Origin of the sequence: Nesterenkonia xinjiangensis (assembly GCF_013410745.1) — a bacterium.
GTDB classification, from domain to species: Bacteria; Actinomycetota; Actinomycetes; order Actinomycetales; family Micrococcaceae; genus Nesterenkonia; species Nesterenkonia xinjiangensis.
Map to the genome: position 1 here is coordinate 2621098 of NZ_JACCFY010000001.1, position 15842 is coordinate 2636939.

At 70.3% G+C, this 15842-nt stretch carries 15 protein-coding genes and 1 tRNA gene; 4 read left to right on the top strand and 12 right to left on the bottom strand.

The window, feature by feature from the left end:
• Nucleotides 1–56: 56 nt before the first annotated feature.
• Nucleotides 57–473 (bottom strand): DUF2231 domain-containing protein, encoded by a 417-nt coding sequence (locus HNR09_RS11780; RefSeq protein WP_179542218.1) that lies wholly within the window; start codon nucleotides 471–473, stop codon nucleotides 57–59.
• A 158-nt stretch (nucleotides 474–631) separates the two neighbouring features.
• Here HNR09_RS11780 and HNR09_RS11785 point away from each other — a divergent pair.
• Nucleotides 632–705, top strand: a tRNA-Met gene (locus tag HNR09_RS11785).
• Nucleotides 706–899: 194 nt separating this feature from the next.
• Here HNR09_RS11785 and HNR09_RS11790 read toward each other — a convergent pair.
• From HNR09_RS11790 to HNR09_RS11815, 6 genes are all read right to left on the bottom strand, one after another.
• Complete coding sequence (locus tag HNR09_RS11790) at nucleotides 900–1481, bottom strand: GNAT family N-acetyltransferase (RefSeq protein ID WP_179542219.1); 582 nt, start codon at nucleotides 1479–1481, stop codon at nucleotides 900–902.
• A 36-nt stretch (nucleotides 1482–1517) separates the two neighbouring features.
• Nucleotides 1518–2804, bottom strand: a complete 1287-nt coding sequence (locus HNR09_RS11795; RefSeq protein WP_179542220.1) for a variant leucine-rich repeat-containing protein — start codon at nucleotides 2802–2804, stop codon at nucleotides 1518–1520.
• Nucleotides 2805–2886: 82 nt separating this feature from the next.
• Nucleotides 2887–3474: a pyridoxal 5'-phosphate synthase glutaminase subunit PdxT gene (pdxT, locus tag HNR09_RS11800; protein ID WP_343047530.1), complete on the bottom strand. Its 588-nt coding sequence runs from the start codon at nucleotides 3472–3474 to the stop codon at nucleotides 2887–2889.
• Nucleotides 3471–4310, bottom strand: coding sequence for a pyridoxal 5'-phosphate synthase lyase subunit PdxS (pdxS, locus tag HNR09_RS11805; RefSeq protein ID WP_246349253.1), 840 nt, complete (start codon nucleotides 4308–4310; stop codon nucleotides 3471–3473). The genes pdxT and pdxS overlap by 4 nt, the downstream gene beginning before the upstream one ends.
• Nucleotides 4311–4541: 231 nt before the next feature.
• The gene (locus HNR09_RS11810) at nucleotides 4542–5372 is read right to left on the bottom strand and encodes a PspA/IM30 family protein (RefSeq protein ID WP_179542222.1); all 831 of its coding nucleotides are present in this window, start codon (nucleotides 5370–5372) and stop codon (nucleotides 4542–4544) included.
• Nucleotides 5373–5461: 89 nt separating this feature from the next.
• Nucleotides 5462–7030, bottom strand: coding sequence for a coiled-coil domain-containing protein (locus HNR09_RS11815; RefSeq protein ID WP_179542223.1), 1569 nt, complete (start codon nucleotides 7028–7030; stop codon nucleotides 5462–5464).
• 247 nt (nucleotides 7031–7277) lie between these two features.
• Between HNR09_RS11815 and HNR09_RS11820 the strand changes: the two genes are divergently transcribed.
• Entirely contained in the window at nucleotides 7278–9281 is a 2004-nt protein-coding gene (locus tag HNR09_RS11820) for a trypsin-like peptidase domain-containing protein (protein ID WP_179542224.1), read from the top strand.
• 8 nt (nucleotides 9282–9289) lie between these two features.
• Nucleotides 9290–10075, top strand: coding sequence for a PIG-L deacetylase family protein (locus tag HNR09_RS11825; RefSeq protein ID WP_179542225.1), 786 nt, complete (start codon nucleotides 9290–9292; stop codon nucleotides 10073–10075).
• A 9-nt stretch (nucleotides 10076–10084) separates the two neighbouring features.
• Here HNR09_RS11825 and rraA read toward each other — a convergent pair whose 3' ends face one another.
• The 4 genes from rraA to HNR09_RS11845 all read right to left on the bottom strand — a co-directional run bounded on the left by rraA (nucleotide 10085) and on the right by HNR09_RS11845 (nucleotide 14110).
• Nucleotides 10085–10555, bottom strand: coding sequence for a ribonuclease E activity regulator RraA (gene rraA, locus HNR09_RS11830; RefSeq protein WP_179542226.1), 471 nt, complete (start codon nucleotides 10553–10555; stop codon nucleotides 10085–10087).
• A 31-nt stretch (nucleotides 10556–10586) separates the two neighbouring features.
• Nucleotides 10587–12305, bottom strand: coding sequence for an anti-sigma factor domain-containing protein (locus HNR09_RS11835; RefSeq protein ID WP_179542227.1), 1719 nt, complete (start codon nucleotides 12303–12305; stop codon nucleotides 10587–10589).
• 72 nt (nucleotides 12306–12377) lie between these two features.
• The gene (locus tag HNR09_RS11840; protein WP_343047533.1) at nucleotides 12378–12851 is read right to left on the bottom strand and encodes a tRNA (cytidine(34)-2'-O)-methyltransferase; all 474 of its coding nucleotides are present in this window, start codon (nucleotides 12849–12851) and stop codon (nucleotides 12378–12380) included.
• A 62-nt stretch (nucleotides 12852–12913) separates the two neighbouring features.
• Nucleotides 12914–14110: a DnaJ domain-containing protein gene (locus tag HNR09_RS11845; RefSeq protein ID WP_179542229.1), complete on the bottom strand. Its 1197-nt coding sequence runs from the start codon at nucleotides 14108–14110 to the stop codon at nucleotides 12914–12916.
• Nucleotide 14111: 1 nt separating this feature from the next.
• On the opposite strand from HNR09_RS11845, the gene HNR09_RS11850 reads away from it, so the two are divergent.
• On the top strand, nucleotides 14112–15338 hold the full coding sequence (locus HNR09_RS11850) for a cysteine desulfurase family protein (protein ID WP_179542230.1): 1227 nt from the start codon (nucleotides 14112–14114) through the stop codon (nucleotides 15336–15338).
• Here the strand turns inward: HNR09_RS11850 and HNR09_RS11855 are convergent.
• The gene (locus HNR09_RS11855; protein ID WP_179542231.1) at nucleotides 15292–15828 is read right to left on the bottom strand and encodes a mycothiol transferase; all 537 of its coding nucleotides are present in this window, start codon (nucleotides 15826–15828) and stop codon (nucleotides 15292–15294) included. The two genes, HNR09_RS11850 and HNR09_RS11855, sit on opposite strands and share 47 nt — an antisense overlap.
• Nucleotides 15829–15842 lie beyond the last annotated feature (14 nt).

Here is a 15842-nt window from a genome sequence, read left to right on the forward strand (position 1 = left end):
CGGGGCGGTCACCTGCGGGGCCGGACTCCCTCACTCGAGGACGGCGCGATGTCCGGTCAGGTCAGGCCGCCCCAGACCGCCTCTGCGCCGCTGTGTCCGGCCAGGACTGTGAACGTCACTGCGGCGATCGCGCTGAGGATCGTGAGCACTCCGAAGACGCTCCGGGCGACTCGGTGGCGGATGAAGAACCACAGCAGGGCGGTCAGCGCCATCGAGGAGGAGGAGTACACCGTGGGCAGCCCCCAGCGGATGTGCTCCTCGGGGGTTCCGACGTAGTCGGTCAGGATCGAGCCGGACTGGTCGGCGACGACGGCGGAGATCGCGCCCAGCACGGCCAGGATCACTCCGAGCGGGCCACAGACTCCGCGCAAGCGGGGCACACAGACGGCCAGCACGAGCAGCAGGGCGGCCAGCGGCACGAGGATCACCACGGCGTGGACCACCAGCGGGTGGATCGGAAGGTCGAAGATCATGAGGGCTCCGGTCGGGTCGCGGGGCGCTGAGGGACCGACGGTACCGGACGCTGACCTGGAGCGTCACGGCTCCATGGCCGAGGAGACGCAGATCACCCCTGGATCGTTCGTCTCGATTTTGCATGCCGCTCACGCACCGGTAAAGTAGGACAAGTCAACGCGGGGTGGAGCAGTTCGGTAGCTCGCCGGGCTCATAACCCGGAGGTCGCAAGTTCAAATCTTGCCCCCGCAACGAGAAGACGAAGGCCCCTGATCGGAAGAGATTCCAGATCAGGGGCCTTCGTGCGTGCCCGGACATCTTACTCCGCGCGGAGCGTCAGGGACGGAGCACTGACCAGCTCCTGACCCGCCGCAGCCCTGCCGCTGGCCCCCGTGTGTGGCCATTGCTTCTCATGGGCATGCGCCACGGCCGACGCTGCTGGGCCGTCAGCGGCGGCCGGACGTGACCTCGTCGTCCCGGACGGCGGCGTAGAGCAGCATGTCCCGCCGTCGGCCTCCGATCTCCTGGTGGCTGCGCAGCAGTCCCTCCCTCACGTACCCGGCACGTTCGGCGGTGCGCACCGAGGCGGTGTTCCAGGGTTCGATGAGCAGCTCGATCCGATGCAGGCCCTCCAGGCTCCAGCCGAAGCGGGTGAGAGCGGCCAGCGCATCTCCGGCCAGCCCGCTTCCTCGTGCCGAGGGAGCCAGCGCGTAGCCGGCGGTGGCGCGTCCGTGGGCGAGCAGGCGCAGCCAGAGGCCGCAGTGGCCCACCGGGGCGTCGTCGGTGTCGGCGATGGTGAAGGCGAAACCCGCCCCTTCGGCATGCCGAGACTGCTGGCGGTGCACCCAGTTGAGCAGCTCCTCCGTGCTGGCGTGGGCCGGCAGCGTGCCGATCAGCGGCACGTAGGGGTCGGTGGACAGCTCGCGGGCCATCACGACGTCGGACTCGCGCACCTCGCGCAGCAGCACCCGCCCATGGTGCGGGGGTTCGGTGGGCCAGGGCGGCAGAGGTTCAGTCTCGGCGGTCATCGGGCGGCGCCCACCGTCGGCTCGGCCACGGCGGGCTCAGTAGATGCTGTTCCGGGTGGAGGAGAGGTTGATGCCCTCTCCGGTGAGCTGGTTCCAGCAGGACATCTGAGAGGGGAACGACGCGCAGGCGAAGAAGCCGTTGGCGGCGGTCTGCCCGTACTGCAGCACCTCCGGCTCATCCTCAGGAGACACCTGGTTCTCGCAGTCAGGCTCCGGCCCCTCGTCCACGCTGATTCGGTAGGTAGTGCCGTCCTCACAGCCCTCAGGGGCCTCGAAGGAGTGGTCCAGCACCCGGCAGCGCAGGGACTCGCCGAGCTCGCAGACCACGTTGCCGGTGGGAGCGGAGAAGGTGGTCATCTCCCGGGCGCCGGTGGCCGGGAAGGCGTAGTTGAACCAGTCGGTGCCCATCCCGCCCACGGCGGTGCTGAGCGCGTCATGCTCGGCCCCCTCGCCGCTGAGCAGCTGGAAGACACGAGCGGCGTAGGGGTCCCCGCACTCGTCCTGGAGGTCCTCCACGACGTCCTGGGAGAGGTCCGCGTGCTCCTGGGTCCACGCGTCCTCCTCGTCGCCGCGCTCAGCCAGGAGCTCGAAGACCTCTGCATCCTGAGCGGGGTCCTCACAGCTGGTCTCCTCCGGGAGATCCTGCAGGGCGGCGCGAGCCTCCTCCACCGTGGGCCCCTCGATCTCGGGCTCCTCAGGAGAGGGCTCCGGCGACTCCTCGGGCTCCGTGGTGGTCTGCTCCGGTTCGGGAGCCGGCGACTGCTCAGCGGCAGGGGTGCTTCGGTCGCCGAGCAGGGTCAGCCCCAGGGCCAGGATCGCCCCGACCGCGATCAGGGGCAGCAGCACAGCCAGGACGATGAAGCCGACCCGGCGCCCTCGTCGCCGCTCTCCGGCTTCCGGGGCGTCCTCGTCCGCAGCGGGGGTCGCCCCGACGGCAAGGACACCAGGATCGTCATCGTGGAGCGGATCTGTATGCGAGTCCTGGGGCTGATCGTCGCCGGGCAGCAGAATCCCGGCCTCCTGCAGATCCGGCTCGGGATCTGGCTCTGGGTCCGGCTCGGACTCTGGCTCCGGCTCCGGTTCAGGGTCAGCTGCCCGCTCCGTGACCGGGAGCTCGTCCTCGGGCCAGAATCGTCGCATCAGGGCGGCGTTGATCGCCGGATCGTCGAGATCCGCGAGAGCCTCGAGCAGCTCGGGGTAGGTGCTCGGGTTCGCGGCGACCTCAGGACGGAGCTCCGGGTGGTTCTCCGCGATCCAGTGCAGAATGTCCCAGTCTGTGGCCGGGTCAGAGGCCATCCGTCTGACGTCGTCGTGTTCAGTCATGCGTTCCTCGGGGCGCGGCGGGCGGGACCGCAGGTGCGGCGATCGGTTACGAGCTTACAAGCCCATGCCGATGAGACGCACCTCACGCGTCCCTGGCGATCTCCACGAACAGACGATGCAGACGGTGATCATCGGTCAGCTCGGGGTGGAAGCTCGTCGCCAGAATCCGTCCCGCACGCAGGGCCACCGGAATGCCTCGTGATTCGGCGAGCACCTGGACCCCCGCTCCGACCTCCTCGACCACCGGCGCGCGGATGAACACCGCCTCCAGCGGCTCCTCCAGACCGACGATGTCGAGCGGTTCGGTGAAGGAGTCCTGCTGACTGCCGTATCCGTTGCGTCGGGCGACGACGTCGAGTCCGCCGATGCGCGGGAAGCCGGCCAGCGCCTCCGGGTCGGCCACCTCTCGGGCCAAGAGGATCAGACCCGCGCAGGTGCCGAACAGCGCCAGCCCATCGTGCTGGGCCTCACGGATGTGCTCCATCATGCGCACCGGGGCGGCCAGCCGCGCCATCGTGGTCGACTCTCCGCCCGGCACGACAAGGCCGTCGAGACCGTCCAGCTCGGCAGGCCGACGCACCGTGCGGACCTCGGCGCCGGAGGCCGTGAGCGCCCGCGCATGCTCGGCCACGGCCCCCTGCAGCGCGAGGACTCCGATCCGCGGGCTCACCAGCCGCGCTCGGCCAGACGGTGCGGGGCCGGGACGTCGGCGACGCTGAGACCGACCATGGCCTCGCCCAGGCCCTTGGAGACCTCGGCGATCACTGAGGGGTCGTCGTAGTAAGTGGTGGCCTTCACGATGGCCTCGGCGCGGGCGGCCGGGTTGCCGGACTTGAAGATGCCCGAGCCGACGAACACCCCGTCGGCGCCCATCTGCATCATCATCGCGGCGTCCGCCGGGGTGGCGACACCTCCGGCGACGAACAGGACCACCGGGAGGCGGCCGTCCTTGGCGACCTTCTTCACCAGCTCGTACGGCGCCTGAAGCTCCTTGGCGGCCAGGTAGAGCTCATCCTCGGCCGTGGACGCCAGCTGAGCGATCTCGGCGTTGATGGTGCGGATGTGCTTCATCGCCTCGGAGACGTCGCCGGTGCCGGCCTCACCCTTGGAGCGGATCATCGAGGCGCCTTCGGTGATCCGGCGCAGCGCCTCACCCAGATTGGTGGCACCGCAGACGAAGGGGACCTTGAACGTCGACTTGTCGATGTGGTGGACGTAGTCGGCGGGGGAGAGGACCTCGGATTCGTCGATGTAGTCCACCTTCAGATGCTCCAGCACCTGGGCCTCGACGAAGTGGCCGATGCGGACCTTGGCCATCACCGGTATGGAGACGGTCTCGATGATGCCGTTGATCAGGTCCGGGTCCGACATGCGGGCCACACCGCCAGTGGCGCGGATGTCGGCGGGCACACGTTCCAAGGCCATGACGGCCACGGCGCCGGCGTCCTCGGCGATCTTCGCCTGGTCGGGGGTCACCACGTCCATGATGACGCCGCCCTTGAGCATGTGGGCCAGGCCGGTGTTGACCGTGGTCGCGCCCTGCTCGGCGGACTCTCGGGACTCGGTGTTCTCAGTGGACACGGAAGGACTCCTCATCGATGGATCCAGGTGACGGTTGCCAGACGTCCATTGAAGCAGAATTTCGCAGGGCGCAGGCACCGGGCGGGCCTCAGACGTCATCTGGGCCCGCCCGGTGTCTTGACAGAGCGCTTCAGCGCTGCGGAGCGTCGTCCCCGCTCACTTCTGCTGTTCGTTGCCCTCCAGTGCAGAGCCCAGCTCGGCCAGGCCGGCCAGATCGGCCTCGGTGACACCGGTGCCCGACTCGCCGGCCCCGGTTCCCAGGGCGGCCGGGGCGGAGGCCCCACCCTTGAGTGCGGCCAGCCGCGCCTCAATCTCGGTCTGCTCGCCGAGGTCCTCCAGGGACTCGAACTGCGCGTCCAGGCTGGAGGCAGTCAGCTCGTTCTGCCCCCGCACCCGAGCCTCCTCGCGGCGGATCTTCTCCTCGAAGCGGCCCACCTCGGAGGTCGGGTCCATGACGTCGATGGATTTCACGGCGTCGTGCACCTGGGACTGCGCGTGGGCGGCGCGAGAGCGTGCCACCAGCTCGTCACGCTTGCTGATCAGCTGCTGACGCTTGGTCTTCATCTGCTCAAGTCCCTGCTTGAGCTTGTCGACGATCTCGCGCTGGGACTGGATCGTCGGCTCGGCCGACCGGGCGGAGCTCTCCGAGTCCATCTGCCGCTGGATGGCGACCTTGGCGAGGTTGTCGAACTTCTCGGCGTCGGCCGGGTCGTCGGCCGCCCGGAACTCGTCGGCCTTCCGCGAAGCGGCCAGAGCCTTCTGCCCCCAGGAGCGCGCGGTGTCGAGGTCCTCGCGGTAGTCGTCCTCCATCATCCGCAGGTTCCCGATGGTCTGGGCCACGGCCTCTTCAGCTTCGGCGATGTTGTTGGTGAAGTCCCGGACCATCTGGTCCAGCATCTTCTCGGGGTCTTCGGCCCGGTCCAGCATCGCGTTGACGTTCGCACGCATCAGCTGGGACATCCTGCCGAAGATGGACTGCTTGGACACGGTGATCACCTTTCCTGGAGTGTTTCAGATCAGTCTAGTCAGTGGGCACGCTAGGACACAGGGGGCATCGACGCACAACCGTCCGGGGCTCAGAACCACCGACGTCGTCCGTGCCGCATGCCGTAGCGCATCATCCGCCGGCCGGCCCGGCCATGGCTGCGCTGCCGACCGTACCCGGTGCCGTATCCGCCCCCGTATCCGCCCCCGTTTCCGCCGCCGTAGCCGCCGCCCCAGTGGCGCCCAGAGCCGCCGAAGCCACCGAAGCCTCCGGACCCGGCGAGGTTCTCCTCGGCCCGGTCCCGGTCGGCGATCTGGGCGGCCTGTACGGCCAGGGTCTTGGCCTGGGTGGCGAAGTCCAGGGCGCGGGCGGGCTGGGTCTCGGCGAAGGCCTGGGCCTCGGAGAGGCAGCGCTCGGCCTCGGCCATACGGGTCCGGGCGGTGGTCCCCACACGGTGGGCGCGGGAGCGGAGGAAATCCTGGGAGGACTGCACCTGGTTCCGTGCGGTCAGCAGCTCGGTCTGCAGCATCTCGCGGGCGCGGCGGTCCTTGGCCTGCCGGTCGCGCACCGAGTTCAGCGGGGCGTCCAGCTCCCGGTGGGCCAGCTCCAGTCCCAGCAGCAGGTCCAGCGGGTCGTATCTGTCCTCGGAGTCCAGGGTGCGGCGCACTCTGGCGACGGCGGCCTCGGCGGCCGCGATGGGTCCGGCGAGCTCGGGTGCCTGGCCGGCGTCGCGGGTGGCTCGGGCCTGGGCGACGTCCTGCTCCGTCTGAGCGAGCCCGACGTCAAGGTTCTTCCGCGCGTCATGCAGCTGGGAGATGGTCTGCTCCGCAGAGTCCAGCAGCTCACCGGCCTGCCCGGCGCCCTGCTCCCCGGAGTGGATGGCCACCACCGCGTCCGATGTGCGCTGCTCCTCCGCGGCGGAGCGGGCGGTGTCCCGTTGCGTCCTGGCCTGGCTGAGCAGCTCCTCGGTGCGGTGCAGATTCTTCTCCAGACCGCTGAGCGGCTCACCCTCGTAGCGCGCCTGCAGCTCCGGCAGCTGAGCGTGGAGCTGCTGCAGACGCTGTCCCAGGCCTGTCAGGCGCTCGTCGAGCTGCTCCACGGCCGGGCCCGGACTGCGTTCGAGATCGCGCAGTCCCTCGAACTCCTGGCGGTGCGCATCGAGCGAAGCGTCCAGCTCTTCGCAGTGCTCCATGATCTGCTTGACGATCGACCGTGCCTGAGCCTCCTCCGAGGGAGGCTGCTGATCGAGCTGCTGCTGCAGTCGGAAGGCGTCGCGCAGATGCCCCTTGGACTTCTCGATGTCCTCCCGGAAGACCGCGACGGCCTCGTCCCCGTAGGCGGCCTGGGCGAAGAGGATCTCCTGCTCGGAGGAACGCACCGCCTCGTCGGCGGCCACCAGCAGGGAGCCCGCCTGCTGCCGGAGCTGATCGAAGGGCATGGAGTCCCGCGGATCGACGGGGGCGCTCTGGCCCTGCTGACCGCCCGGCCCCATCCCGGGAGCGCCAGGGGCCGAAGAGAGCCGACGCGTCTGCTTCCTGCCTCCGGAGAGGTACATGGCCCCCAGGCCGATGAGCACGAGGACCCCCGCACCGATGATCAAGGGGCCCACGAAGATGGCCCCGACGGGCAGGGGCAGGGGCAGCGCAGCGGCTTCGAGCATGGGCTCAGTCTATGAGCACCCCGGTGAGGCGTCCACGAGGCCGAGCGGCCCTGTGGACTGCGGACCTCTGTGCTGAGCGGGTCATGCCGAACGCAGGAATCGCACAGGTGGCACCCAGCGAGTTATCGTCAAAGGCACAGGATGGACGAGCACAATGCATCGAGTGCGCCGCCGTGGCACTATGCGGAGGCCCGAGATCCCACGCTCGCCCGGCGGGCGGCGTCGTCAGGTTGAAGGTAGGTTTCTCATGACTACAGACCCTCAGGACCACGCTGAGTCCCAGGACCGTGAGCAGGCGTCGACGACGCCTGGCGGTCAGCAGGATCGAGCGCCGGACAGCGGGGAGCAGACCCAGCGGATCCCCGCCTCGCCCGCGGAGGAGACGCGTCCGATCGCCCAGGAGGGCGACGCGGATCAGGACCCGGCGCAGGATCAGGACCCAGCTCAGGATGAGGCCGAAGCCGAAGGATCTCGGGAGAGGGGCCACGGGCAGCCGGACCGGACGTCTGAGGATCCGACGCAGCGGACGCCGCAGCACCCCGAGGATCAGCCCACCCAAGCGCTTCCCACCTACGGCCGACAGCCCACCTCGGACCCTGCTGCCTCTGCGCCGGACGCCGATGCCTCCAGCGTCTCCGGTGCCTCAGCCGGCTCCGTGCCGACCTCGGGTTCAGCCGCACCTGCTCCCTCGGCGCCGTCCGCACCTGCCCCCGGCACGGCAGCTCCCGTGGGCAGCCATGACCGTGCGGCACCAGGGCCGCATCCCGCTCCGCGCGGCCTTCAGCCCTCTGGCGGGCAGCCCCATCACGGACAGTCCCTGCATGCCCAATTCCACCACGGACCGCCTCATGGCAGGCAGCCGCATCAGAACCCCCCGGCGCAGCCCTACGGACAGCCGGGCCAGGCCCGCTCGGGCCACGCCCACCCCGCCCCCTGGGCCGCCGGCCAGACGCGTCTGCCCGCAGGTGGGCAGCCAGGCCAGCCCGGCGACCCCGGTCAGCCGGGCCATCCCGGTCACCCGGGCCACCCAGGTGGGGCCGCGGAGGAGAAGCGTCGTCGTGGTGTCGGCGTCCCCCTGTTCCTCGTCGGCGTCCTGGCCGCCGGGCTCATCGGCGGCGGTGTCGGTGCCGGCGCGGTCGGCCTGTTCGGCAGCGACCAGATCGACGTCGGCGGCTCCGGGATCGAGATCAACAATCCGGAGAGCGCCACCGCAGTGACCGCCGCAGCGGCGAAGGCCTCACCCTCCGTGGTGACCCTCTCCGTGGCAGGGTCCAACGCCGCCGGCTCAGGTTCCGGCATCATCCTCGACGACGAGGGCCACATCCTCACCAACACCCACGTGGTGACCCTCGGCGGCGCGACCGCCGAGGCTGAGATCCAGGTCAAACTCTCCGACGGCTCCGTGCGCCAGGCGGAGGTGGTCGGCACCGACCCGCTCTCCGACCTCGCGGTGATCAGACTCGACGACGCAGAGGGGGTCCAGCCGGCCGAACTCGGCTCCTCCTCGGACCTCAACGTCGGGGACCGGGCGGTCGCCATCGGCGCCCCGCTGGGCCTGGACGGCACTGTCACCGATGGGATCATCTCCACCCTGGAGCGCACCATCTCGGTGGCCTCTGCCGCGGTGGACGAGGAGACCCCCGACGCGCCCCAGCCGGAGGAAGGCGACCCGGGCGACGACGGCTTCGAGTTCTACTTCCCGGACCTGGAGAACTCTCCTTCGCAGGGCTCCATCCACATCAACGTCATCCAGACGGACGCCGCCATCAACCAGGGCAACTCAGGAGGGGCGCTGGTGGACGGCGAAGGCCGGGTCATCGGGGTCAACGTCGCGATCGCCTCCACCGGTGGCGGGATCTCCGAGGCTGAGGCGGGAAGCATCGGCGTCGGCTTCTCCATCCCCATCGACTACGCCCAGCGCGTGGCCGAGGATCTCATCGCCGACGGCGAGGTCTCCCACGGCCTGCTGGGTGTCACCGTCAACGCCGCAGGTGCGGGGGAGCAGCCGCTGGAGACCGGCGGCGGCTTCACCACCGGGGCCTATGTGGAGGAAGTGGTGACGGACTCTCCGGCCGACGCGGCTGACCTGGAGCCCGGCGACATCATCACCCAGGTCGGGGATCGCCGCATCGAGGACAGCCTGACGTTGACCGCCACGGTGCGGGAGTACCGTGCAGGGGAGACCGTGACCGTCACCTACCTGCGCGAGGGCCAGGAGTACGAGGCCGAGGTCACCCTCGGCGGGATGTGAGAGATCCGATGCCTCAGTCCCCGCAGAGCCCCGAGTGGCTCATCGACACCCTCGGGGCGCGCCGGGTCCTCGCCTTCGGGGCCCACCCCGACGACGTCGACTTCGGCGCGGCCGCCACGCTCGCGGCGCTGACGGAGCGGGGAGTCGAGGTGACCCTGTGCCTGCTCACCGCCGGCGACGCCGGGGGCTTCGAGGTGGGCCAGGACCGGGCCGAGATGGCGCGCCGGCGGCAGGCTGAGCAGGAGGCGGCAGCCGCCGTGCTCGGCATCAAGGAGGTCATCCTGCTCGACGAGCGGGACGGCTGGGTGGAGCCCACCCCGGACCTGATCCGCAGCGTCGTGCGGGTGATGCGGCAGGTGCAGCCCGACGTCGTGATGTCCCCGCATCCGGAGCGGGCCTGGGACCGCCTGCAGAAGTCACACCCGGATCACCTGGCCTGTGGCGAGGCCGTGGTGCGGGCGAGCTATCCGGCGGTGGAGAACCCCTTCGCCTTCCCTGAGCTGGTGGAGCAGGACGGGCTGGCGGCGTTCAAGGTCCGGCATCTGATGCTGATGGCGGCGCCCGAGGAGCGGATCAACCTGCGGGTGGACGTGACCGACCACGTGGGGCAGAAGCTCGAGGCGCTGCGCAAGCATTTCAGCCAGCACCCCGATCCGGTCCGGATGGAGGAGTTCGTGATCTCCCGACTGCGCCGGATCCATGCAGCCGGGACGGCCGAGGGCGCCCCGGAGGGCCATGCCGAGGACTTCCACTGGGTCGTGGTCAACGGTCCCGAGACGTTCGCGGGCTTCTGACCTGCCGGTTCAGCGCTCGACCAGGATCCCGTCCTCGTCGCTGTGCAGCAGCGCGCCAGGGCGGAACACCACTCCGCCGAACTCCACCGGCACGTCCTGGTCCCCGGTGCCCTCCTTGGAGGACTTCCGCGGGTTCGTGCCCAGCGCCTTGACCCCGAGGTCCAGCTGAGCGACGGCGACCCGGTCTCGGATCGCTCCGTTGATCACCACACCCGCCCAGCCGTGGGTCACCGCGGCCTCGGCGATCATGTCACCCATCAGGGCCGACTCCAGCGAGCCGTCCCCGTCGATGACCAGTACGGCCCCGTCACCGGGGGAGTTCAACGTGGCCTTGACCAGCCCGTTGTCCCGGAAGCAGCGGATCGTGCGCACCGGGCCGCGGAACCGAGCCCGACCGCCTAGGTTCTGCATCTGCAGAGAGACCGACTGCAGGGACTCGTCGGCGTCGTAGAGGTCGCAGGTGGTGAACTCGACGGTCATCGTCGGCTCCTCCTCAGCTCGTCGGCGGGTGTCAGTCCTCGGACTCGGCGATGTCCTCGGACTCGGCGTCGTCCTCGGTCGGGGCGGAGCCACCTCCACCGTACTGCGGCCCTTCCGTGAGGCGATCGCGCAGTGGGACCTCCACGATCACCTCTCCGGTGGGTCGCTCCTCACCGCGGACCTGCTCAGTGGTGACCAGCAGCTGGTCGTAGCCGGAGATGCTGCGCAGGGTGACCACCTCATCCTCAAGCTCGCCTGCGGTGAAGCTGCCCAGCGAGCTGGGCGGACGCTCGTCCGAGGGGAGCAGCCACACCTGGTAGGTGAGGCCTTCCAGAGCACCGACGTCCTCGAAGTCCACGTACCCGACGTCCTCGGTCTCGGAGAACACCGCTCGAGCGGTGCCGCCCTCCTCGAGCTCCAGACCTTCGAGCTCGCGGGCGTCCTCGGCGCCGTCAGCGGCCGCGATGATGTCCTGGCCGCCGGTGAACCGCCAGATCAGCACGATCGCCAGCAGCAGCACCACCACGAAGCCGGTGACCACCATCCAGCGCTTCATGATCGGCTCGCGCTTCGGGGCCTCCTCGGTGTGCGAGGAGAACTCCTCCACCATGCCCATGCCGACCTCCTGGTCGCCCAGGTCCAGCAGCACCTCTTCGAGAAGATGCGCCGGGGGCACTACAGGGTGGGCGGTGAAGATCTCAGCCAGGGTGCGGCGGGCGGCCAGCACACGGGTGTCCCACTGCTGAGCGGTGCGCTCATCGGCGTCGAGGACGAACTCGTCGAGCAGGGAACGTTCGCGATCATCGAGCGCGTCCAGGGCGTAGACCTCGGCCAGCTCCACCAGCAGACCCTTCTGCAGGTCAGCAGAGACCTCTCGGGTGAAGTTGCGGTTGACCCCGGTGCCGCGCTCGAGGTCCCGGCGGGTCACGGCGGCGCGCAGGATCGGATCGAACTCTTCATCGCGGGCGACGCGCTGGCTGTGCAGGCGGGTCATGCCGTCCCGGAGCCGGGACTTCACCGCGGGGATCGCCGCGCCGGCCGTCTGCGCGACCTGCTGGTGAGTCGCCCCCGCCAGGTAGCTGAGTGCCAGTGCCTGGGACTGGGAGTCGGAGAGCACCTCGAAGTCGTCCAGCACCTCTTCGGGCAGGCCTGCGACGCCGGGGCCGTCGGGCAGAGCCGTGAGACCGATGGGGGCGGCCGAGCCGTCGCGGAAACGCTCGACCATGATCCTGTGCGCCAAGGGCACCAGCCATTCGAGGACGAGCTCATACTCGCTGGGTCGGTAGCTGGCCTCGGCGTCGGCGTGCTCGTCGGTGAGCATCTCCGAGGCGGCCGTCTGCAGACGCAGGTCGCGCGCCCGGACGTCAGCCTGGTCCCACAGGTGGTGGTAGACGGCCACGGTGGAGGCATCGGCGCCGTCGGGATCCTCATGCATCAGCAGGGCGAGTCCATAGACGACGTCGGCGGTCGCCTCGTAGAACGCGGCGAAAGAAGCCTGGTCCCCGTGGGCGGTCGCGGTGAGCAGCTCGCCCAGGGTCGGGTCCTCGGACAGCACCGGCGTGGCGGTGCCCTCCTCCGTCTCTCCCCAGATGGGGTCCTCCGGCTGGTCCTGGGCGGCCTCGGGAGGCTGGACGGGATCCGGGGAGGAGGCGCGTTCGTCCGTGTCGATGGGCGTCCCGGACGCCCCCGACGCCTCCTGGTCCTCTGGGTGAGGTTGGTCGCCGTCACGGCGCGGGGAAGCTGTCTCCATATTTCGTGAGTCTAGCGACCTCAGCGGCCGGCTTCAGGGACCGACGCACACGTGCGGCGAGGCCACAAAGATTCACCAGGCCTCGTCGAAGCCCCGCTGCCGCCAGGCCTCGTAGACGGCGATGGAGACGGAGTTCGCCAGGTTCAGGGAGCGTCGCGAGGGCAGCATCGGGATGCGCACCTTCGCGGTGATGCGCGGGTCGGACTTGACGGGGCCGTCCAGGCCGGTGGACTCCCGGCCGAAGAGGAGCACGTCCCCTGGACGGTAGCCGATCGCCGTGTGGGAGGTGTCACCGTCGCCGGTGAAAGCGAAGATCCGCTGCGGGGCGAGCGTGGCCCAGGCGGCCTCCAGGCTGGGGTGGACGGTCATCACCGCCAGATCGTGGTAGTCCAGACCGGCGCGTCGCAGCTTGGCGTCGCTGAAGTCGAAGCCCAGCGGTTCGGCCAGGTGCAGCTGCATCCCGGTCACGGCCGCCAGGCGGATCAGGTTGCCCGTGTTGCCGGGGATCTCGGGCTGGTCGACGAGCACTCTGATCGGATTGTCCACGGCAACCATCCTAAGCCCGTCGGGTCACTGTCCTGTCTGTCCGTCCTCCGGGGGCCGAGCCCTCAGGAGCCCTCCTCCGGGGAGCTGAGCTGGTCCCGCAGGATCGCGAGCAGGTGACGGTCCACCACGTTGGCCTGGGAGGAGGCGGCCAGCTGGCCGACGATGCGCCTGGCCGCCCGTGCCACCGCCAGCGGAGGAGATCCGCCGCCGCGGGTGGTCTCCACCACCGGCGAGAGCAGCCCGCCGTCGGGGGAGTGGAGGATCACCTGGTGGTCCACGGTGAGCAGCACCTCGTGGCCCCGTTCATCGAGCAGCCGCTGCATCAGCGTCTCGCGCAGCTGCCGTGCCTGGGCGGCCAGGTCGGGCAGAGCGAGGCCGCGACCCGCGGCACGCAGCACCTGCCCGTCCCAGGAGGCGGCCGGCGTGGGGACCTCCAGGGAGAAGATGACGGTGAGCATGTCCCCGCAGACCAGCACATGCTCAGCACGGTCCCCGCTGCTCCCGCGGCGCCGTCCGGTCCGCTCCCGGCGGTGCCCGCCGGCCTGCGGCTCCAGCAGGACGTCGTTGAACAGCCGAGCGGCGGGGAGCTCGTCGAGGACGTGACGTTGCAGCACCTCGATGGTGCGCGCGTGGCGGCGCTGGATCCGGCCCCGCGAGAAGAGGCCCTGGGAACGGAACTCACCGTGGACCCGCTGGCTGGTCAGCGAGAGGGACAACGGCCGGGAGTCGGAGAGATCGGGGCGGTACTCCGGGGGCAGGTGAGCGTTGCCCGACGCGCTGCGCTGGGCGCCGCGCTCGGACCCGCCGCCGCGCCGTGCGGCGGGTGCCGCCCAGGTGCGGGCGGGGCCGTAGCGGACCGCGTCGACGTCGTCGGGACCGGCACTGTGCTGGGCCCGGCCGTCTGTGCGGGTCCTGTCATAGGCGGCGCGGGCGGCTTCGGAGCGAAGCACCTCCCAGGCGGCCTGGACACGATGGAACTCCTCGGCCGATCCGCCGCGGTCCGGGTGGGAGTCACGGGCCTGCCTCCGGTAGGCGGACCGGATGGTCTTCAGGTCCGCCTCCGGGGACACGCCCAGCACGGCGTACAGGTCAGCGCCGGACGCTCCAGGGGCAGAGGATCGATTGCTCATCGCCCATTCACGATAGCGCCTCAGAGAGGCCGCCTGCCCGCGCAGGTCGGCGATCAGCCGACCGCGGACACGGCGGACGGCCGTGCACACCGGTTCGCCGTCCCCGGGCACCTCGTAGAATCGGGACACGATGACGACGCCCTCCCGGTACTTCGACCACGCCGCCACCACCCCGGTCCGCGAGACCGCTGTGCGTGTGCTCACCGAGAAGATGCCCCAGCTGGCCAATCCTTCCTCACTGCACGGGGCAGGTCGCCGCGCCCGGCTGGAGGTGGATTCCGCCCGTGCCCGGCTGGCTGCCTCGCTCGGTGCGGACCCCAGCGAGGTCATCTTCACCTCCGGCGGGACCGAGTCCGACAACCTCGCGCTCAAGGGCCTGTACTGGAGCCGCCGCGCCCAGGATCCTCGACGCCGTCGAGTGCTGCTGACCGGGATCGAACACCCCGCGGTGCTGGACACCGCCGAGTGGCTGGAGGCCCACGAGGGCGCGGAGCTGGTGATCCTTCCGGTGGACGACGAGGGGGTGCTGGAGCTCGACGCCGCCGTGCACCAGCTCCAGGACCTGCAGGCCGAAGAGGCCGAATCCGTGGCGCTGGCGTCGCTGATGTGGGCCAACAGCGAGACCGGTGCCGTCCAGCCGGTGGCCGCCCTTGCCCGAGCCTGTGCCGAGTTCGGGATCCCGCTGCACACCGATGCCGTGCAGGCCTTCGGCGGAGAGCCCGTCGGCGCGGAGCCGGTGGACTTCGCGGCATCGGGTGCGGCGACCCTGGCGGTCAGCGCCCACAAGATCGGCGGGCCGGTGGGGCTCGGAGCGCTCCTGGTGCGGCGCGATGTGCCCCTGACGCCGGTGCTGCACGGCGGTGGACAGGAGCGTGACATCCGCTCCGGCACTCTGGACGCCCCCGGCATCTGCGCCTTCACCGCCGTCGCCGAAGAGGTCGTCGCGCACCGGGGTCACGAGTCTGTCCGGCTGGCCGCACTGCGCGACCGGCTGCTGGCGGCTGTGGTCGATGTCGAGGGCGTGACCCTGCGGGGACCTGATCCACGCACCGCCGGGCACCGGCGTCTGCCGAACAACCTGCACATCACCGTCGACGGGGCCGAGGGCGACTCCCTGCTGTTCATGCTGGACATGGCCGGCTTCGACACCTCCACCGGTTCCGCCTGCACCGCGGGGGTGCCCCGACCCTCACGGGTGCTGCTGGCGATGGGGCTGGACGAGGACTCCGCCCGCGGCGCCCAGCGCTTCACCCTGGGTCACACGACCACCGACGAGGACGTCGACGCGCTCGCCGAGGCGCTTCCCGGCATCATCGTCCGAGCGCGGGCGGCAGGCATGGCCGCCGGCCGGCGTTGAGCACGTCCCGGGTGACCTCCGCGTGCCCGAGATGCTGGCTGATCTCCTCGAAGACGTGCAGCAGCACGCCGTGGCAGCTGCCGGTCCAGAGACGCTCACGTCCCGGCGGAACTGCGGCCGGGGCGGCGGCTGGGTCCGTGAGGGCGACGTCGTGGAGGAACCCCCGCCGGGTGTGCGCTGCGATCTCCAGCACCTCGGCCACCGGCATCTGCGCCGAGAACTCCGCCTCCCGGTCTCGGGGGACAGGCACGCCCAGGTTCACCGTGGAGGACCAGCGGCGCAGCATCCCGCAGACGTGGGTCAGCAGCTGCACCGCAGAGTTCGTCCCGATCCCCGCTGGGACCAGTCCGGCAAGGTCCCGATTGGCGGTGACATCATCCAGGGAGCCCACCAGGTCCACCAGTGCATCGAACTTCTCCAGGATGAACAGCACCAGGACCTCTACGTCCTCGTGAGGGCCTGCGGGGTCGCCCGTGTCGTCGTGTGCCATGGGAGGGCTCCTCT